This is a genomic window from Eubacterium sp. AM05-23 (assembly GCF_003477535.1).
GTDB classification, from domain to species: Bacteria; Bacillota; Clostridia; order Eubacteriales; family Eubacteriaceae; genus Eubacterium; species Eubacterium maltosivorans.
This window is the reverse complement of sequence record NZ_QUDF01000020.1, coordinates 32,766-52,899: the sequence shown is the minus strand read 5'-3', so window position 1 is coordinate 52,899 and position 20,134 is coordinate 32,766. Positions and strand designations below refer to the sequence as shown.

Here is a 20,134-nt window from a genome sequence, read left to right as displayed (position 1 = left end):
TTCCATCAGCTGGAATTTCAGGTTTTATGGTACTATTCTCTTTTCTATGACCCTTACAGCTTTTCGCTGTAATCGTTGTTCCCTCTTGCGGAGAGAACCTCTATATTTTAGCATCTTGTTTTTTCAATGTCAAGCTCTTTTTGAACTTTTTTAAAAAAACTTTTATGCGAAGTGGTGATTTCTCACTCACTTGCTGTCTCACTTGCGACAGCTTCATTATTATACGACGATGCTTTAGGAATGTCAATACCTTTTCTAAACTTTTTTCGCATTTTTTTATCATTGTTTTTAAGCGGTTTCTCTGCTATATTGTTTTTAAAGAATATCTACATTATATAAGGGAGAGGGAGTATTGTTATGAAGGTTCTATCAGTTGTTGGTTCTCCTCGTAGGGACGGAAGCACCGCCCAGGTCGTCGAGTACCTCACAAATAATCTGGAGGGTATCGAGAAGGAGCTTGTTTATTTGAGCGACTATAAGCTACACCCCTGTTTAGGCTGTATGCTCTGTGTCCATACCAACCGCTGTGTACAGGAGGACGGCTGGGACTCTATTCAGACCAGTCTCATGGAGGCTGATGTCCTGATTCTTGGGTTTCCCACCTACTACGCGTTTTCTCTGGGCTTTAACGCTATGACCCATGTTTTTCTGGAGCGCTGGTTTGCTCTGCGTCACCTGGGCGTCAAGCTTAATCTCAAAAAAATTGTCTGTGTGGTGTCCTCCGGCACCAGCCCTGAGGTCGCTCAGAAAGGTCTGACCGACTTTTTCGTGAACTACCATCGTCTGCCAGCTCCGGAATTTCTAAATATTCAAACGCCCATCGCCTGTATGACCTGCGGTGTGGGCGACGTCTGTGAAATGAGCGGTCTGGCGTTGATGGCCCAGGATGGCATTATCTACACGCCAGATATGAAGCCTGATTTATCCAGGCAGCCCGAGGTTTTTGAAAAGGCCACCCAGATCGCTGCGTCCATTTCTGCGTTAAAGGATTAACCCTCTAACCGCTGTTTTCTTCTGAGAGCAGCGGTTAATTTTATGTAATTGATTGAGTTTAAGACTTTACTCTGTTAGAATGAACCTATAAAGGTTATATATTATACAGAAAATGAGGCATTATGAAAACAAAAGACTTAAAAAAGATGGTGAAGTCCGTAATCGAAAACTCCAGATACAGGCCGATGCGCTTTAAGGATCTGGCATACCTTTTGGATCTTCACAATAAAAAAGATAAACAGATGCTGAACAACCTGCTGACCGAGATGGTGCGGAAGGGCAAAATTGCCTGCGACCATCAGGAGCGCTATGTCAACATCAAAGACGAAAAAAGAATTACCGGAATCCTTCAGGGACACTCCAGAGGCTTTGGTTTTGTGACCCCGGACGATGAGAGCATAGATCAGGATATTTTTATTGCCCCCAGCTCCTTGAACGGTGCCCTGGACATGGACCGGGTGGAGGTGCGCCTCCTCACAACTGCCAAAGACCGCCGGGCAGAGGGAGAAATTGTCAAAGTGCTCGAACGCGGGCGCAGCAAACTGGTGGGCCGTTTCGAGCTGCACAAAAATTTTGGTTTTGTCATCCCAGACAACGATAAGCTGAATAAAGATATCTTTATCCCCGAACGCTATATGTACGGTGCCCACACCAATGACAAGGTTGTTGTAAGCGTAACGGTCTGGCCTGACGGCGGCCAAAATCCTGAGGGCCGTATCGTGGAGGTTCTCGGAAGCGCTGACGACCCGAGGATTGACGTTCTGTCCATTTTCAGAGAATTTGATGTGCCCATGGAATTTTCCGAGGAGACTCTCCGGGATGCCAATATGCTGAGTGATACAATCACACCCGAAATGTTAAAAAACCGCGTTGACCTGAGAGGCGAGACGATCTTTACCATTGACGGTGACGACGCCAAGGATTTTGATGACGCCGTCTCTCTGAATATGAATGAAAAGGGCCATTATGTGCTGGGCGTTCACATCGCAGATGTCAGCCACTATATCACCGAACGGGGCGCCATTGACCAGGAGGCTTACGAACGGGGGACCAGCATTTATGCCATCGACCAAGTCATCCCAATGCTCCCCTTCAATCTTTCCAACAACGTATGCAGCCTCAAGCCAGACGTGGATCGTCTGACTATGAGCTGTATCATGGAAATTGATGGCAAAGGCAATATCTTAAGCTACGATATTTTCAAATCCGTGATTCACTCGGCTGCCCGCATGACCTATGGCCAGGTAAACCGGCTGTTGGACGGTGTCCATGATGGGGGCACAGCAGCCCTCGAGCCATTTGAGAGCATCCTCTTTCAAATGGAGGAGCTGATGTCCATTCTTTATAATGAACGCCGGATTCAGCGGGGCGCGGTCGACTTTGATTTTCCAGAGCCCAAAATCACGCTGGACAAAAAGGGTTATCCCTGTGAGATTGTTGCCTTGGAACGCGGAATCTCCGAACGAATTATCGAGGAATTTATGCTGGCCGCCAATGAAACAGTCGCCGCCCATATCGAAAAAACCGGCCTGCCTTTTATCTTCCGCAACCATCCGGAGCCCGATCCCGAAAAACTGACAGCCTTCCGCACCTTTATCGGACGCTTTGGCTTCAGCCTTGGCGAGGAGGACACCCCAGTGACGGGGAAAGATTTTCAGAAACTACAAAAGGATATTGAAGATTCCTCCGAGGAAAATGTCATTACCCGTCTGATGCTGCGGACCATGCAGCAGGCCATCTACGAAGGCAATTGTAAGGGACACTATGCCTTGGGCGCCAACTATTATACCCACTTCACTTCGCCCATCCGCCGTTATCCTGATCTGGCTGTCCATCGAACCCTGTCCAGGGTTATGGACCACGCGCTCAACCCCAAGGAGATAAAATACCTGAAGGGCCATATTGATGAAATGGCTAAGCATTGCTCCGAACGGGAACGCCGGGCAGATGATATTGAGCGTGAGGTCGACAAGATTAAAATGGTCGAGTATATGTCAAGGCATATCGGCGAAACATTCTCTGCCCAGATCAGCGGTGTGACCTCTTTTGGCTTTTTTGTCGAGCTGCCCAACACCATCGAGGGCCTGGTTCGTCTCCAGAGCCTTAAGGACGATTACTACTATTACGATGAGGAAATGCACCAGCAGGTAGGCGAACGCTTTGGCAAAATCTACAAACTGGGGCAGGACGTCACCGTCAAGCTTACTCACGCCGACATCAACAACCGGCAGATTGATTTTGAAATTGCCCAGATTCCAAAGCAGGGACGGCCATAAGCCGCCCCTGTCCCCAAAATTTACCCCTTGATTAATCGCTTTGATTCTGGTATAATAAAATACTATCTGAAAGAAAGGAAATGGGTGCTATGGCCGATTCAGTCAAAGTCATTGCCAAGAACAAAAAAGCCCGGCACGATTACTTCATCGAAGAAACCTATGAATGTGGAATCGTCCTTGCCGGAACCGAGGTCAAATCCCTCCGCCAGGGCAAGGCCAGCCTGAAGGAAAGCCATGCCGACATCAAAGACGGCGAAGTTTATGTTTATCAGATGAACATTACCCCTTACGAGCACGGGAATATCTATAACAAAGACCCCCTGCGCCCGAGAAAGCTGCTCCTGCATAAACAGCAGATCCGCAAGCTTATTGGGCTTAAGCAGCGCGAGGGCTATACCTTGGTGCCTCTGTCCCTGTATTTTAAAAACGGACGGGTTAAGCTTGAGCTGGCACTGGCAAAGGGTAAAAAACTCTATGATAAACGGCACACCATCGCAGAGCGGGACGCTAACCGGCGTATCCAGAAAAACCTGCGGCACAGCGTTTAGCTTTCAGAGATACCCAAATGGGGACGTAAAGGTTTCGACGGGGATGTTGAAGCTTGAGTAGCGAGCCGATGCGCTGATCATCGTTAAAAGTGGCACTTAAATATAAACGCAAAAGAAAACAGAAGTTACGGTATGGCTTTAGCTGCTTAATTGCAGTCTAAACCCGTATTAAGACTTACCGCAGCATAATAATTGCTGCACGCTCCTCCATTTAACCTGCGATTTGGAGATCAGCGTTCATAACAGTAGGGAACCGTTTGGGGAAGGGCCTCGGTCCGCAAACGCATAAGAGGCTAGTTCTGCAGAACCTTTGTCATTGGAGATCCTGCAGGGCGAATGTTAATCAATGACTGCGCTCGGAGAAGCTCCTGTGAATGCATTTTCGGACGTGGGTTCGACTCCCACCGTCTCCACCAAATCAGGAACCGCCAGTTTAAGCCATTTTCGGATGGTTTAAACTGTTTTTTTTAACTTCTCTAACAAAACTCTAACAAACCTGTCTCACGAGCTTGTTTATATATAAGAAAACGTTCATGTTACAGCCATCAAATATTGAGTGTATCACTCGCTTTTGATACATTTTGTCAATTTCAAAATCATTCACTCATGCTGTTTTTATTCTAACAAAAATCCTAACTTGCTTGTTTATTTGTTTTGAATTTTTTCTTCAACATGCGCATAGACTTTTATTGTTGTCTTGATACTGCTATGCCCCATATACTCCATGATTTCTTTTGGTGAAAAGGCAGGACTACCATCTCTGTTTCTTGCATTGATCATAACCGTCGCATTGCCCTCCCTCCATCGTCATCGCGAAAAATCTACCACGATTTTTTATAAATATGGTTCATCGTAAAGCGCCCATCCTAACGTCGCTCCATACCGGAGCAAGGGTTTTTATCCAGATAATCTTCATTCAGTTTTCAAAGACCGTGAAAATAATTGCGTTCAAGTTGGGGAATTTGGATAAAAACAACTTAAATCTTCCGCTACCTATATAAGGGAAAAAATCACAACTTTTAGCCTGATTTATTTCAAAAAAACAGCAGGAAAAATTCTTGCCGTTTTTGATTAGCACAAAACATTGATATTATGCGATTTTATAATCTTCTACACTCAAAAAAATAAGTTGGATTATATCTATATATCACCAAATTTTATAATTATTTCATCATAAATTGCCCCATTAGAATTTTATCTGTTTTAAAATCAAACTGTATCCAACATAAATTCGATAAAATATCTGACTTTCATGCCAAATAGCAGCCAGGTATAACACTATAACATCCCGCTTGAAATCTGCCATTGATAAATAAACAAAAATTTTTTCACTTTGAAAGCAAAAGGGTTTTCTAAAGTCTTATAGTTTTGACATTTCATTCAAAACAGAAAAAAATAATTAAATTTTTATAAAGATACTAACTTTTTATTACTTACTCCTCCTAATACTTTGAGTCAGTGTTAAATTTATGACGTTCCTTCGCTGATACACTCCCTTACGTGCCAATAATCGTTACAATTACTCTGATTTCCCCCCTGTCCATTAACTCCTCCCTTTTTACTTTAGGTTTAGATCTTACTTTAACGCATTAAACATCTCGAGTGTGAGATAAGGTCTGTTGTAGATGCCGTCATTTGCGATAAAGAGTATGTGTGTACTAATGCTTTCAAAATCAGCCGTTCCTCCTTCATATGTTGGTTCAGTTCTTTCAAAGAGCAATCAACATAAACATTTAAATAAGGAAAGGTAGCAAATCTAGAAGACTTTCTACTGATATACATTATGTTTGATGAAAAGGGATTCCCTGTCTCCAAAAACAACCGATTGTAGGTACTTCTGTCATCAATGTTGGGTTTACTATAAACTGGCTTGAGTTCTTTCACGCCATAAAGCGGTAAATTTTCTCCTAAATAGCGATGGACGTTTGTTCCCTTATAGCGCTCTCCAAAAACATTTTTCGCATATGTCTTGACTTTTTCAAATTTTCCAATTTCTTCTACTTCTTCTCCTAAGGTTGTGCTATAGGTGCCTGAGGCCTTGCTGTCGGTACTGTGAAATACATAAAAATTCAGGTCAAATTTTGGCGAATAGCCCAGATAACAGGTCTCTGTCCTTGCTGGAGCGTTCCCGTAGATACAGGATCCATCAATGCAGAACAGTGCCTCTCTATAAGGTTCAACATGGTTCTCTTTTAAAAGTTTTATTTCGTAATAATCCTTACCGTAGTTACTCTCCAGATAGGCTAAGGCGCCCTCGACACTGGCAGGCTCTACTTCCTTCTGTTTTTTGCATCCGGATGAAAACACCGTTGCCAAGCTGATTAAAATACAGATTAAAAGCCAGCTTCTTTTATTTATTTGTTTTTTCATGGCTCATTCTCCTTGTTTTTACTCTGGTCTTAATCGTTTGCTATAAAAATATCTACAACTGGATTGTACAAAGCAAAATAAAATGAGATAATTCCTAAAAATAATATATTATATCGAACAACTACGGTAGGATTAACAAGACAAACCCAATAATCAAACCGAATACTGTATAAGAGATAGGTCTTTGCCCTGCTGTTCAGATAGCTGAATTAATCATTTTAGTTTATGCTGAATATTTTATATGTTTTATATTGCATAACACTTCTAATATTATAAGAATGCGTTTTCATTGTCTTTTCAAGGGTAAAAATTATCACCAAAAGTCTATTTAAAATAAAAATATCCACAGCTATAAAAAAACAGCTTGGAAAAATTTTTTCTTCAAGCTGTTTTTTTGGTTTGCATTTGATCCACTTTTAATATCTCTTTGCAATTTTTTTGTGTCTAATTCAGAAAATCATTTATTTTTTTAGGCCGTTCGTTTTTATGCTTTCTTTCCCAGGTTTTTACTGTTTCATGTCTGAAAAACCTGTGTTAACAAAAATGTACTTCCTTAATTAGATCCAGATCAATCTTATTTACCAGAATCTATGGATCATTATTTATTCGTTGTACTTAGATTGCGTATTCAAGTTCAAAAAAACGCAGGAGTTGTGCAGAAGAATTTATCTGCACATCTTTTTTGATTACCTGACCCACTGCTCCAAAATGCCGACAAGCTTTTCTATATCAATAGGCTTTGAGACATGATCGTTCATACCCACACTCTGGGCCCTGACCATATCGCTTACAAAGGCGTTAGCCGTGAGGGCAAAAATCGGTAAGTTCGAATCTGCCCGGCACATCGCCCGTATTTTGGCCGTTGCCTCGTAGCCATCCATGACCGGCATTTGAATATCCATCAAGATCGCCTGATAATATCCCGGCTTCGATGCTTCGAACATCTCTATGGCCTGCTTTCCGTTTTCCGCAGTCTCCACCAGAATTTCCTGCATTTTGAGAAGCTCGACGGCAATCTCACGGTTGAGGTCATTGTCCTCAGCCAGCAAAACACGTTTACCCAAAAGCCGGGCGTGGAATTCTTCCTCTCCGGTCTCCTCAGTCTCTGTCTTATCTGTATAACAGAACAGCTGAAGCACATGCAGCATTTTCGATTTAAATAGAGGTTTGGTAATAAAGGCGTCTGCCCCCGCGCTCAAAAATTCCTCCTCAATATCCGAAAAATCATATGCGGATATTATAATGATAGGCATCTCCTCTCCCATCTGCCTCCGGATCAACCGGACAGTCTCAAGACCATCTATTTCAGGCATTTTCCAATCTAGAATGACTGCAAAATAATCCTCACCCTGGTGATGGGCCTTCTGAACGCTTTCAACTGCCTCGGCACCGGATAAAACCCAACATCCGCGCATCCCCAGCTCATTCAGTAGCAGCGCAGCGTTTTCACACACGATCTGGTCATCGTCCACCACCAGTACCGGCAGGCCTGCTAGCGCATCATCACTTTGCACTTCCTCGATTTGCAGTTCCAACGGTACCGTTACAATAAACTGGCTTCCCTTTCCCGGCTCGCTCTTTACATCAATGGTTCCGTTCATCATATGGACTATGTTATCCGTAATGGCCATTCCAAGGCCGGTTCCCTGGATTTTGCTGATACGCGAATCTTCTGCACGGGAGAAGGGCTCAAAAATTTTCACAAGAAATTCCTGTTCCATACCAATGCCATTGTCTGTAAAAACAAATTCATACTGAGCCTTTTTAGAAATGATCGAAGGCCTCTCATTAATCAGCAGGGTGATCTTTCCTCCCTCCGGCGTATACTTAATGGCATTGGACAGCAGATTCAGAAAAACCTGTTGCAGGCGGTCCCCGTCAGTGATGACCTTTTCGTGCTGTACTTGTCCGACAATCACCTTGAAATCATGCTTTTTCTCAGTCAGAAGCGCTTTACACATATCCGAAGCACCCTGAATAAGCTCGGGGAGGTCAACGGCTTCAAGCACCAGATCAAGCTTTCCGCTCTCAATCTTTGACATATCCAGAACTTCATTAATCAAGCTGAGCAGATGGCGGCTGGAGACATTAATCTTGTTCAGGCAGTCCCCCACCCTTTCCGGGCTTTCCATGTTTGCCCTGGCAATGGCCGTCATGCCCATGATCGCGTTCATGGGCGTCCGAATATCGTGGGACATTGACGATAAAAAGTCAGTTTTGGCCGAGTTGGCGACACGAACCGCCTGATACGCGTCCTCCAGTGCTATGCGCTGCCGCTGCTGTTCCTCCCTTTCCTCCGTGATATCCAGTCCGATACTGTAAAAGGAGGGAATGCCGTCCCAGCTGTCCAAACCATCCACATAGCACATGGTAATGGTTAAAATACGCTGTTCTCCCGACCGTTTTTTGATTCGCACCTCAAACACTGTGTTCTGTCCTGTAGCTTGCGGCTCGATGATTGCTTTTTTCACCCGGGCGTGGTCATCGGGATGTATATAAGTGCACTGGGAATGCAGCTCTTTTTCGAACTGCTCTTTAGTGTAGCCGATCATGTCTAAAAAATCCGCCCCATACCAGAGAACCGTCTTAAAGTCTCGGGCGTCCAGGCGCGCAAAACCTCCGGGAATGGTCCTGAGCAGGGCCTCCCGCTCACGATCCTTTTTCGCAAGTTTATACTCTGCGCTATACATATCGTGGGACAACTCAATCCGGGCTTTATGCCCATACCAGTTCACAATCCGGTTCTTAATCATAAAAGTTCGATCTAAAACCGGGTTAAAAAATTCCCATTCATAAAAGGAATCCTCGCTCAACCGGTCATTAGTGCAGAAAGGGCAGGGTGTTGACCGTCCCTGTATCACCTCATAGCATTTTTTCCCAATAATATTCTCCATTGGCCGCTGCAGTGTTTCGCAAGATACTTTGTTCACATACAGAAGCTCATAGGTAGACATATCGCTGATATAGATGTTGCCGACATATTCATCCAGCATTAATTCAAAATAATGCATTCGTTGCTCCTGCAAAAAGACCATATCTGTAACGTCAACAAATACAACGTTGATTACTGAGCTGTCTGACTGTGGAGGCTCTGCCATGGTCGCAGTCACCTGAAACCAGGCCATCCCATTTGAGACAGGCATCTGGCAGTTTGTCCGCACGCGGGTCTCCCCCGCGTCAAAAGCATGAAGCAGTGTATTCTTAAAAATTTGAAACGCTTTCGGATATGCCTGATAATAGTGCCTGAGACTTGAAAACCGCTTCTGATATTCCTCTTCGGTATAGCCGGTAGCCCTGTAAAAATCCATGCTTGCCCAAAGCACTGGCAGATCTTCATTTAAAAGAAGCTGGCATATTACAAGCCCCATGCTGCCAAACTCTATCTTCGCCTTGGCTGATTCTAGCTTTGTTTCTTTTTTATCTTTCATTAAAAACCATTCACTCCTTTATGATCGCTTTCAATCATAATCTTATTACTTGTTCATATTATATCTTAATAGATTTCTAAAATCAATCAATCCTTCTGGATTGCTACGATTCTTTTCCGAATCTTTAAGCCGGACTCTTCTTCCTGCTGTTTTTAAAAATGATCCTTTTGGCGTAATGAATTTGAAAACTTCAATTTACATCTGCATGGTGTTATGGTATAATCGCTATGGTAAATTATTGTATGAAATTTGCTGTAATATAGCTAAATCGGCACCAAACAGGCTTTGGATTTATCCCGCCTGTTTTTTATTGCCGGTAGTTTCATTTTTTATTACTTTGCAGGTCTATTTTTACTTGTATTTACACTGTTTTATGCTATAATAATAACCGTTTAAAATTTTGAAATTATTGTTAATCAAGGGAAGGTAACCATGGGAAAATACTACGAAAAAAAGATGCTCATTGAGCAATTACAAAAGAAAGCCGTTGAATTAGGACGCATACCAGGTCCTGAAGATATGATCGATCCACCGGCAAAGGCTTATCTTGGCTTTTTCAAGAAATGGGAAAAGGCGGTCAAAGCTGCCGGCATCAGCGCTTCTGCCCTTAATCTGACACTGGTCAGGGAGGACGCTCCTGTTGTTTCCGAAATTGCTGAACCTGCCGAAGCAGTCGCCAATGATCCTGAACCCGTCGAAGAAACTGCTCCCCAGGGACGCCGCCGTTACTCCAAGAGCATCATCACTCAGATGCTGCTGGATGAGTTTAAACGCCTTGGCAAAAAGCCAACCCGTAAGGAAATAGATGCAAACAAAAATCTTCCAACAGTTTCAACCTGTCTCAACTATTTCGGCACGACCCGGATCGGTGATGTGTGGGATGAAATTTTAAAGGATCTCTAAAAAAAGATGGGGTACCGTTTAGGCATCCCATCTTTTTTAGATACAAACCCCTCCGCAATTTATGCGGAGGGGTTTGTTTTAAATAAATTCAAAATCCTTTTGTCCAAATTCCTGGATCTCGTATTTTGTGGATTTTACGTTTCTTTCCTGTTCGGCCTCCTCCTGGCTCTCCCAGGGAAGAACATCTCCTGGCTCCTTCAGGTATTCTAAAAGCTGCCAGATCCCTTCTCCGGTATAAGAGCTCACCGGAAAGATCGGATCAGCACCAGTCAGTTTAAGCCATTCGATGGCCTGCTCTGTATTGGCACAGGGATGGTCGATCTGCGTAACAATCCCAATCACCGGCCTGTTTGCCACAGGAGCAACGTTTGGCGGATATAAGGAATAGGGCTCAGTCGCATTAATCAAAAGTGCCACCACGTCCGCCTCGTAAGAATAGAGGGCCAGCGCCCGCGCCAGTGTATTGGTTTCGGCGTATTCGCCCGGTGTATCAATAATTACATCGAAGTGATTGACATACTGCGTTTTTTCATACTGAATGGTATCACCCTTCAGCGCCTGACGCAGCGTAGTTTTTCCGCATTCACTCCTGCCAACCAAAATCATCTTTTTCATAAAGTCGCCTTCATCCTATGTTGTTGTAATTTCGCAGATGGTAAAGCCCAATGTCCCCTGAAGGTAGCTCAAAATTGCATTGACCGCTGACTTAACATCGGAAATACGACCTGTAAAAATTAAGGTGCCGCTGAAACGGTCAATAAAGCCCATATCGATCGGGGCAGTCTTGATGGCCATATCCCCTGCGATAACAGCAATTTCCGCTGGCGTCATGCTCAAAATACCAATGGCCGCCTTATTATAATCCACGCTTGGGTTTAAGCCCAGCTTCTGGTAAACGATCGGGTCCGGACCAGCGATAATATGGGCCAATGTAACCTGTTTGCCCGGTACGGTTTCCTGTATGATACGAAGCTTGCCTTCGTTTGATCCCAATATATTGTTCACATCCATTGAAGTCCCTCCTAAAAATCCCCATAACTTTTCATTCTTTATTATTGTATTACTGTGTATTGTAACATTTAATCTTTAAGCAAAACATGGAAATACTTGTTTGATAAAGCTATTTTTTGTATTTTAAACAAAAAAACACTCCAGATCAGGAGTGTTTTAAAGTCCTATTCGCCACCATTTAAATGCTCGCCGCCAAATTTTTTCCTCAGGACAATGATACCGCCAAATCCGACGATCACAAGAGCCAGACTGATGAGCTGGGCCACCCGAATATTCATAAACATCAGGCTGTCCGTCCGCAGCCCTTCAATAAAGAAGCGGCCTACAGAATACAATGCGAGGTACAAAAACAGCAGCTCACCGTTAACTTTTTTGAATTTTTTTTCATAAAAGAACAGGAAACCAAAAACGAGCAAATCCCAGATAGCTTCATATAAAAATGTAGGATGAACACGTATCATCCCCAGAATCGGATCGCTTACTGTAATGGCCCAAGGCAGATCCGTAATGGTACCATGAGCTTCCTGATTAAAGTAATTCCCCCAGCGCCCAATGGCCTGCCCCAGCGGCAATGCCGGGATCACCGTATCTGCCAAGGCAAAGAAATTGATCTTCTTTACCCGGCACAGGATAATCCCGACAATCACTCCGGCAATAATCCCGCCGTGTATGGCCAGACCGCCGGAGCGCGTCATAATAATCTCATTAAGGTGTTTTGAATAGTAGCCCCATTCAAAAATAACGTAATAAAGCCGCGCGCCTACAATAATGGACGGAACCAGAAACAGAAAAAAATCCATGATATCATCGCTCTTAATCCCGTATTTCGCACTACGCTTGACCGCAATCAGCATCCCGATTACCAAGGCAGCGGCAATGAGGATTCCGTACCATTTCACCTCAATATTGAAAATCGTAAACGCTGTAGGGTTCGGTGTTGGCATGGTATTCCTCCAATTATTTTAATTTATTCTTTTTCCGGCAGGTCTCCAACCATCGGAAGCGGACTTCCATCGTCGCAGATGGTCAGGTAATCAATCGTAGCGGTTTCCTTATCAACGATACAGGCCAGCTGTCCGTTGCGCGCACCGGCTGCGTTGCCTTCTTCAATATCAATGTGCATTTCCATTTTGTGTTTATCCCCAACACGCACCAGCACATTATTGAAAATCAGGCCGCGAGGTCCCTTCAGACGAACCGAAACAATATCGCCGTCCTTCAGATTATAGTTAGCGCCTTCTTCGGTGGATAAGTGGATATGTCTTTCAGCGACGATCATCCCTTTTTCCTTAACTACTTTCCCCTTTGGCCCGATAATGGTAAAGCCCGGTGTACCCTCCAGGTCACCTGATAAACGAATCGGAACCTGATGGATACCTAACTTAACGCCGTCTGCGATGTTTAATTCCAGCTGTGTTTCTGGACGAACCGGACCTAAAACACGTACCCCTGCCAATGTGTTCTTTGGTCCTACAATATCGACCTTTTCAACCGCTGCAAACTGTCCAGGCTGAACCAGAAATTTTTTCGGTGTCAATTCATAGCCTTCACCGAATAAAGCTTCTAAATCCTCCTGGGACAGATGAATGTGTTTGTTTGATAATCCCAATGGTACTCTGCGTTCCATAATTACTAATCTCCTTTTCATTAACCATTAATTTTAAGTTTCTCTACCTTGCTTTATTCTACCTAAAAATTATTCACTTGTTAATGCACTATTTTGTTCATTTTGCGCATTTCGCATTTTGAGGACTGCTACTATTTTGTCTTTTTTAATTTTTTGGTCATTTCCAGCATTTCGGCAGCATGGTCAAGGGTCGTTTGAGTCACCTCTGCACCGCTGAGCATCCGGGCCAGCTCGTTCTGACGTTCCCGCTCTCCAAGCGGCCCAAAATTCACCTCCACACTGTCGTCGTCCGATTTTTTCTCGACCAGAAAATGCTTATCCGCCATCGAGGCAATCTGTGGCAGATGGGTAATACAGATAATCTGGTGGGTCTTGCTAAGCTCAAAAACCTTCTCAGCCACTGCCTGAGCTGTCCTCCCACTGATACCGGTGTCAATTTCGTCAAAAATCATTGTCTGGATCCGGTCGCGGTCGCCGAATATACTTTTGATGCTGAGCATGATGCGGGAAATCTCCCCTCCCGAAGCAATTTTGCGCAACGGCTTCGGCGGCACCCCGGGGTTGACCGAGATCAAAAATTCAACCTGATCCTGCCCCTTCGGGGAGATCAGCTTCTTTTCCTGGCTGATTTGTACCTGCACCACAGTTTTTTCCATAGCCAGGTCTTTCAGTTCACGTTCAAGGGCTTCCTTAAAGACTTGACCGGATTTTTTGCGCATTTCATGCAGTGCATTTGCCCGGCTTTCATAGTCTCTCAGAATCTTTTTATACTGTTTCTGAAATTTCTCGATCTGTTCATCGCGGTTCATGAGCCCTGAAAGCCGTTCTTCCAAAAGCGCGCCATATTCCAGAATTTCACTGATCGAGCTTCCATATTTTCGTTTGAGCCCAGTGATCACGCCCAGGCGTTTTTCCACTTCATCTAGATTATTCATGTCAAAGTCAATGCCGTCTATATAGCTGCGAATTTCAAAGGACAAATTCTCAAGCTCCTGATAGGCCGATTCCACTACGGCATCATAGGCTTTAAAACCGCTGTCGATCTCCGAAATATCCCTTATGCGGTCGCCCAGCTCGGTCAGCAATGCCAGGAGGGCGGTCTGGTAAGCATTTTCGTCCCCGTTCAAGACCTGGTAGGCCTCATTAGCACTTCTGAAAAGCTGCTCACTGTTGACGAGAATCTTTTTGTCGCTCTCCAGACTCTCTTCCTCACCGTCGATCAGCTTGGCTGCCCGGATCTCCTTGAGCTCATACAAGAACATTTCCTTCTGGCGTTCCATTTCCCGCTCGTCCTTTTCAAGACCGCGGATTTTCTGACTAAGCTCTTTGAGCCTCGCAGCGTCTCCCGCCACATCGTTCAGCAGCTCCCTGGCCGGGTCACCTCCAAAATCATCCAAAAGATGACGGTGGTTCTCCCGCTGAAACAGCGACTGGTGCTCATGCTGCCCGTGAATATCAATCAGGTTATCACCGATGGCCCGGAGCTGTGTTACGGTAATGATAATCCCATCTGCCCGACACACATTTTTCCCCTTGGTATCAATCTCACGGGTTAGTATGAGGCGCCCATCCTCTGGCTCAATACCAAATTCGGCCAGTTTAGCGGATACTGCCTGATTTCCGTCAATATCAAACAACCCCTGCACCACCATTTTATCCGCTCCGTGGCGAATATTAGACTTATTGCCCCGCTGTCCCAGCAGCAATGTAAGCGCATCGATGACAATGGACTTACCGGCTCCAGTTTCCCCAGTAATCACGTTGAGTCCTGGATCCAGGTCGATATTTAAGGCCTCGATCAGGGCGTAATTTTTAATGACGATATTTAACAGCATAAAAACCTCTCCTGTGCTTTAATCTGTCGGCTATTTTTACCCGACGCCGTCAGGGCTTCATCAATTTTTTAAAGCGGCTTACGATTTCGTTGACGTCATCTTGTTCCCGGACAGCGACAAAAATAGTGTCGTCGCCTGCCACAGTACCAACCACCTCATTCCACTCCATAGAGTCAATAGCCAGAGCCGCCGCCTGAGCCATGGCTGGCAGTGTATGGAGCACTACCAAAAAGGTAGCAGTATCTACCGTTAAAACGGATTCTCTGAAAACAGCCACCACTCGCTCATCGTATATGGTGCCCATATCCTTTAAGGAAGAATAATACTGACGTCCGTCCTGCCCCATAACCTTAATGAGCTTAAGCTCCTTAATATCCCTTGAAATCGTGGCCTGTGTCACCTTGTAGCCACTCTGCTTTAGGTGCTCGGCTAGTTCTTCCTGGGTTTCAATCTGATTATTTTCAATAATTTCAATGATTTTAGTCTGTCTCGCTACTTTCACGGCAGCTACCTCCTGTCTTTATTGCTGATATTGCTGAGCACATCGTCAGAAAGCTTTTTCCTCAGACGATCGTAGAAATTCACATTATTGAGCCGAACTAAATTGGCAGTATAGGGTGCTTTTTTCACCACGACCTCATCCCTCGCCCCAATGGGGATAATGTTTTGTCCATCAAAGCTCACGATAATGTCCCGTTCGCGCTCATCAAAACGAATGGTGATATTTTCCTCTGCGGCAATTACATAGGCACGGTCATGAAGCCGATGCGGGCAGATGGGATTGACAATCATAACATCTGTTCCTGGCGCCACCACCGGACCACCAGCCGCCAGCGAATAAGCCGTCGATCCCGTCGGACTGGCAATGATCAGCCCGTCCGCTCTGAAAAAATCGATCATGTTCTCCCCTTCTTTACCCGCGTAAGCTTTAATATCCATCATGCGGAATCCGGTATTTTTTACCAGAACGTCATTAAGAGCCAGAAAGGTCTCGCTCTCGCCATTCGGCCGGTTAATGCAGGAGGACAGCATCATCCGTTTCTCGAGGAAGAACTCCCCGTTGCACAGCGCCTTTAACAGGTGCTCATAGTTAGAGGCTTCACCTTCTGTCAGAAAGCCCAGCTTTCCAAGGTTAATGCCAAAAAGGGGCATATCGTAAATGCAAGAAGCCCTGGCAACAGACAGCAGTGTTCCGTCTCCGCCCAATACCACAATGCAGTTCGGCTTTTTATAAAATTCATCCTTAGGGTATATATGCACCCCAGGGTCCCCATCCGGCTCCATCTGATTATTGAGCAAAGCGACCTGTATTCCCCGCCCTCTTAGATAGCGGATGCACTTCGCGGCCATTTCCACACTGTCGCTTTTATCGCAGTTGAGATAGATGCCGACTTCATTCATCATTGTTTTCCCCATCCTTTTTACTGTAGGCGCTATGGGCTGCATTAACCACCTGTTCAATCATTTGTTCCCGGTTTTCAAACCTTGCTGTCTCACACTCTGGCAGCTTCTCAACAAAGCAAAGAAACTCTATATTTCCCTTGGGGCCCTGTATGGGTGAATAATCCAAGCCAAAAACTTTAAAATGCTTTTCCATAATCTGCGAAAGTGTCTGGTCCAATACCTCTCTGTGAGTTTTTTTATCCCGAACAACGCCATTCTTGCCCACCTTATCACGTCCCGCCTCAAACTGGGGTTTGATGAGCCAGATTCCTTTTCCCCCATCCTTTAAAAACAAGCGAATCGCGTCCAGCAGTTTTGTGATCGAAATAAAGGAAACATCCATAACTGTTCCGTCTACAATATCCGGGATAGCGCCCTTTTCCAGATTTCTGAAATTAGTCCGTTCCATGGACACTACCCGTTCATCTCCGCGGAGACGCCAGTCAAGCTGCCCATATCCCACATCCACCGAGTATACTTTTGCGGCCCCGTTTTGTAGCAGGCAGTCTGTAAAACCACCAGTCGACGCACCAATATCAAGGAAAATACCACCCTGCACTGGAAACGGAAAAACCTCAAGCCCTTTTTCCAGCTTGAGCCCTCCCCGGCTTACATAAGGGATAGGATTGCCCTTGATCTCGATAACGGATGGGTTCAAATCCACCGCCAGCTGATCCCCCGCTTTATCCTTGACCTGACCGCCTACCATGACCAACCCGGCCATAATGGCTTTCTTAGCCCTTTCCCGAGAATCAAAAAAGCCATGATCAACGAGATATTTATCAAATCGTTCTTTTTTCATACATTCTACTTTCTCTTTATAAGATGATACCGGTCTTCCGACATAATAAGCCCAGCAAAGCCAGGCTGCTATTCGCAGCCCTTGAATAAAATTTTAACGGTTGCCACAGGCAGCGAAAAGCCGTGGATAATGGATGTACTGTTTTTCATTGCAAGGTCCTTTCCAAGGGCCTTACCCCCGACCGTCAGGCAGGCGATACAGCCGCTCATTACCAGGCTCAAAATAACCGCGTTAAAGAGCGGATAAAACCGCAGAAGCTGTGTGGCAATGCTGACACCAGTAGCGCCACTGACAATACCGCAGATATCTCCGATAACATCGTTGCAGACATTGGATACCCTTGGGGCATTCCTGACCAGCGAGACCGCGGTCTTAGCGCCCTTTAACTTCTTAGCTGCCATGGCGTTAAATGGCTCAATATTGACTGCAGTCACAGCCACGCCCACAATGTCCGCCAGTATCCCAAAGGCAATAATGGCAAATAAAATAAGAAAAGAAATCAGAAGGCCCGTATGAGCTAAAAGCGTATCTGAAATATAAGTGACCAGCATGGTCGAAAAGAAGGTTCCAATGGAAACTCCAATCACCCAATGGCGGTGCTTGCGCTCTTTTAATTCCTTTTTAGACAAATTTTTCTTGTTTGTTTTCATCAATTCTCCATTTTAAACTAAAAAGAAAGGAATTATGCGACGCATAATTCCTTCACATTCTTTCATGGGGTGGTAGCATAATGAGTAAACTTTGCGACATAGGTTCAGTAGGATTTCCCAAAACATGACTAAGACGTCGCCGTCAAAGCGGTTTCCCTTTACATGTAGTCTGCAGCGTCACCGAATGCAGGACTGAATTACCACTAAGTGTGCACTATAATCCCCACTATACCTCTTGCGAGCAGTCTAGGAGTTTTCCTCGACAACACCCATTGATCCTTAGCCTCTTTTGCAGATTAGGTTTCGAACGCAATATTTTATACTCTCCGGGCCCTGGAAATTATAAAACTGTCAGCCCATCCACCTAAGCCACTCAAGGCAGGCTACACTGTTTCAGCACTCCATTCCACTACAGAATGAAACACATTCACAGGTTTTCCCTATCATTAGACAGGTCTCCACGGAAGCAGGGTCAGAAGCCCGCATGCCATTGCAGGTTGCCCCATCTTCCTTAACCCCCAGTGAACACCCCCAACTGGGCGTCAAAAGCATTCACAAGGGACTTCATCGATATGCCCTTCGACGGATTTTTAGGCCCGCCCTGGTGATCAACAGTGCCGACTAGAATACTGCACCACCTGTATAAGATTATATCATTTTCCTTTCTTTATCACAAGCGAAAAACTGTATAAATATGTAAAGATTAAACAATATTTAAGCTGCTTTTCCCAAAAATCATGAATATTGAGTGAATATGTCCCAAAGCATCCACTAAAATCACATTCGGCTCTTCATTTTTATCATTAACCTTTTATAAAAGATTAATAACGCAACAAAGGCGGCATATTTTTTTACGTCCTTATTTTCCAAATCAGGGAGGGCTTCCTTCCTAAGGAAAGAGGATATAATCCCAGGAACACCCACTGCTGTACAGATCAGAAAAACATGATCTATCGATAATGCAACGACTGCTTTGCGCCAACAGTGTGCTGAAACTGTCAACAAGGGATGCCGGCATGACGGCGCGAATTTGATCGACTGCATCTGCGCAAGGGAATGATAAAAGACACGACCGAAAGTCTTGGCGCTTTTCCGTATTTCAAAATCATTCTACCTGTAAAGTTACTGGCAATCAACAGTGTCAGCATCATGGGAATAATCGTAATGCCCGTTGCCGAAATTCCCATGATCCCTTTACAAAAGTCAATACCTGATTCAGAACGCGGCCTTTTACAAATATACTTAAATAGCTTCACCAATTTCATACATTGTGTTATAATAAGACCATAAAATGTAATCGGAGGTGTAGCAAATGCGGATCTGTCCACATTGTCAATATGAAATGCGCGAAAGCTTTGACATTAAAATTGACAGCACAGGAAATGGCCTAAAAGTTACAAAAGAGGGCACATTTGGTGAAGTGATCGGAAAGCCAAAGGTTGCGGTCTGTCCAAAATGTGGCGAAGTCTCAATTTATTTAGATGAATATGACCTGTCCGCCATTGCGCCTCACAAAATAGAATACTGACATAAAATAAAAAAGCAAATGAAGGCCCTTACTGGGGACCCCCTATTTGCTTTTGTTATCGTGCTGTTTTATTTATTGTTCATGTTGGTGACTTACAAGAAAGAGATGGATGATCTCTTCAGCGTAGTTGATCTTCTCTTTGGGGCATTGAGCCAATACATCCAGCAGACTTGTTTTTTTACCGGCACCTTCCGATCCGTATAAAATGGTCTCCGCGGACATTTTAAGCACCTGCGAAAAACGGTTTAGACTCTTAAGTGAAAATCCTTTCGTTCCCAATTCGATATCTGTCAAAAATGTGGTGGAAACTCCTATTTTCTGCGCCAGCTCTTCACGGCTCAATTTTAGAAGTATCCGCTGCTTTCGGATTCTTAAACCAATGGCTTTGTGATCAAGTTCCTTCATTTCTGGGCTCCTTTCTTTCCTTAGAAGCTGTATCATCGGGATCCGAGGTCGCCTTTAGCGCTGTTACCACCGAAAGAATTTCCTTTTGAAATTCAGGTGTGGCCTGACTTAAATGCTCGAGAATTTCCTCAACAACTGCATTTTCTTTACTCACTGGAATCTCCTCCATTCATCAGGTCTAAGTATATGTATTTTATATTCTTTTTCGTTTATTAAATTCATTTTATATTAATTCACTCTGAATGTCAACTAAGTATTTAAAACAATGGTAACAGAGGAGTTTATATCTTCCAATTCCCTGATTGACAGCGGGTC

The 20,134-nt window shown here is 44.5% G+C and carries 19 protein-coding genes and 1 other RNA gene; 6 read left to right on the top strand and 14 right to left on the bottom strand.

Annotation, left to right across the window (positions count from 1 at the left end):
- The first annotated feature begins 357 nt into the window (after nt 1-357).
- From DW091_RS19225 to ssrA, 4 genes are all read left to right on the top strand, one after another.
- Nucleotides 358-993: a flavodoxin family protein gene (locus DW091_RS19225; protein WP_074617750.1), complete on the top strand. Its 636-nt coding sequence runs from the start codon at nt 358-360 to the stop codon at nt 991-993.
- A gap of 122 nt (nt 994-1,115) precedes the next feature.
- Nucleotides 1,116-3,269, top strand: coding sequence for a ribonuclease R (rnr, locus tag DW091_RS19220; protein WP_118519013.1), 2,154 nt, complete (start codon nt 1,116-1,118; stop codon nt 3,267-3,269).
- Between the two features lie 89 nt (nt 3,270-3,358).
- Nucleotides 3,359-3,817: an SsrA-binding protein SmpB gene (gene smpB / locus DW091_RS19215; protein WP_013381200.1), complete on the top strand. Its 459-nt coding sequence runs from the start codon at nt 3,359-3,361 to the stop codon at nt 3,815-3,817.
- 19 nt (nt 3,818-3,836) lie between these two features.
- Nucleotides 3,837-4,233: a transfer-messenger RNA gene (gene ssrA, locus DW091_RS19210) on the top strand.
- Nucleotides 4,234-4,462: 229 nt separating this feature from the next.
- On the opposite strand, the gene DW091_RS20765 is transcribed toward ssrA, so the two are convergent.
- The 3 genes from DW091_RS20765 to DW091_RS19200 form a co-directional block, all read right to left on the bottom strand.
- On the bottom strand, nt 4,463-4,597 hold the full coding sequence (locus DW091_RS20765) for a hypothetical protein (protein ID WP_263422125.1): 135 nt from the start codon (nt 4,595-4,597) through the stop codon (nt 4,463-4,465).
- 801 nt (nt 4,598-5,398) lie between these two features.
- On the bottom strand, nt 5,399-6,187 hold the full coding sequence (locus DW091_RS19205; RefSeq protein ID WP_118519012.1) for a hypothetical protein: 789 nt from the start codon (nt 6,185-6,187) through the stop codon (nt 5,399-5,401).
- Between the two features lie 686 nt (nt 6,188-6,873).
- Nucleotides 6,874-9,615, bottom strand: a complete 2,742-nt coding sequence (locus DW091_RS19200) for a response regulator (RefSeq protein WP_096920872.1) — start codon at nt 9,613-9,615, stop codon at nt 6,874-6,876.
- 432 nt (nt 9,616-10,047) lie between these two features.
- Here DW091_RS19200 and DW091_RS19195 point away from each other — a divergent pair, with 432 nt between their 5' ends.
- Nucleotides 10,048-10,518, top strand: a complete 471-nt coding sequence (locus DW091_RS19195; protein ID WP_096920871.1) for a hypothetical protein — start codon at nt 10,048-10,050, stop codon at nt 10,516-10,518.
- Between the two features lie 78 nt (nt 10,519-10,596).
- On the opposite strand, the gene DW091_RS19190 is transcribed toward DW091_RS19195, so the two are convergent.
- From DW091_RS19190 to DW091_RS19150, 9 genes are all read right to left on the bottom strand, one after another.
- Nucleotides 10,597-11,133, bottom strand: a complete 537-nt coding sequence (locus DW091_RS19190; RefSeq protein ID WP_058695258.1) for a EutP/PduV family microcompartment system protein — start codon at nt 11,131-11,133, stop codon at nt 10,597-10,599.
- Nucleotides 11,134-11,148: 15 nt separating this feature from the next.
- Complete coding sequence (locus DW091_RS19185; RefSeq protein WP_013381240.1) at nt 11,149-11,529, bottom strand: BMC domain-containing protein; 381 nt, start codon at nt 11,527-11,529, stop codon at nt 11,149-11,151.
- Nucleotides 11,530-11,693: 164 nt separating this feature from the next.
- Nucleotides 11,694-12,473 (bottom strand): prolipoprotein diacylglyceryl transferase, encoded by a 780-nt coding sequence (gene lgt, locus DW091_RS19180; RefSeq protein ID WP_058695260.1) that lies wholly within the window; start codon nt 12,471-12,473, stop codon nt 11,694-11,696.
- 23 nt (nt 12,474-12,496) lie between these two features.
- Complete coding sequence (locus tag DW091_RS19175; protein ID WP_038352709.1) at nt 12,497-13,156, bottom strand: phosphate propanoyltransferase; 660 nt, start codon at nt 13,154-13,156, stop codon at nt 12,497-12,499.
- 131 nt (nt 13,157-13,287) lie between these two features.
- Nucleotides 13,288-14,991, bottom strand: coding sequence for a DNA repair protein RecN (gene recN / locus DW091_RS19170; RefSeq protein WP_058695261.1), 1,704 nt, complete (start codon nt 14,989-14,991; stop codon nt 13,288-13,290).
- A gap of 49 nt (nt 14,992-15,040) precedes the next feature.
- Nucleotides 15,041-15,493: an arginine repressor gene (locus DW091_RS19165; protein ID WP_058695262.1), complete on the bottom strand. Its 453-nt coding sequence runs from the start codon at nt 15,491-15,493 to the stop codon at nt 15,041-15,043.
- Nucleotides 15,494-15,498: 5 nt separating this feature from the next.
- Nucleotides 15,499-16,395 carry an NAD(+)/NADH kinase gene (locus DW091_RS19160; RefSeq protein WP_058695263.1) on the bottom strand — a complete coding sequence of 299 codons (897 nt, stop codon included), beginning with the start codon at nt 16,393-16,395 and terminating at the stop codon, nt 15,499-15,501.
- A complete protein-coding gene (locus DW091_RS19155) occupies nt 16,385-17,236 on the bottom strand; it encodes a TlyA family RNA methyltransferase (protein ID WP_058695264.1) in 852 nt (283 codons plus the stop codon). Before DW091_RS19155 ends, DW091_RS19160 begins: the two co-directional genes overlap by 11 nt.
- Before the next feature lie 68 nt (nt 17,237-17,304).
- The gene (locus tag DW091_RS19150) at nt 17,305-17,886 is read right to left on the bottom strand and encodes a hypothetical protein (RefSeq protein WP_058695265.1); all 582 of its coding nucleotides are present in this window, start codon (nt 17,884-17,886) and stop codon (nt 17,305-17,307) included.
- 1,312 nt (nt 17,887-19,198) lie between these two features.
- Between DW091_RS19150 and DW091_RS19145 the strand changes: the two genes are divergently transcribed.
- Entirely contained in the window at nt 19,199-19,414 is a 216-nt protein-coding gene (locus tag DW091_RS19145) for a hypothetical protein (RefSeq protein ID WP_058695266.1), read from the top strand.
- A gap of 72 nt (nt 19,415-19,486) precedes the next feature.
- Here the strand turns inward: DW091_RS19145 and DW091_RS19140 are convergent, their stop codons facing one another.
- Both DW091_RS19140 and DW091_RS20225 read right to left on the bottom strand, forming a co-directional pair.
- On the bottom strand, nt 19,487-19,819 hold the full coding sequence (locus DW091_RS19140) for a helix-turn-helix transcriptional regulator (protein WP_118519011.1): 333 nt from the start codon (nt 19,817-19,819) through the stop codon (nt 19,487-19,489).
- A complete protein-coding gene (locus DW091_RS20225) occupies nt 19,806-19,973 on the bottom strand; it encodes a hypothetical protein (protein WP_158501365.1) in 168 nt (55 codons plus the stop codon). Before DW091_RS20225 ends, DW091_RS19140 begins: the two co-directional genes overlap by 14 nt.
- Between the last annotated feature and the right edge of the window lie 161 nt (nt 19,974-20,134).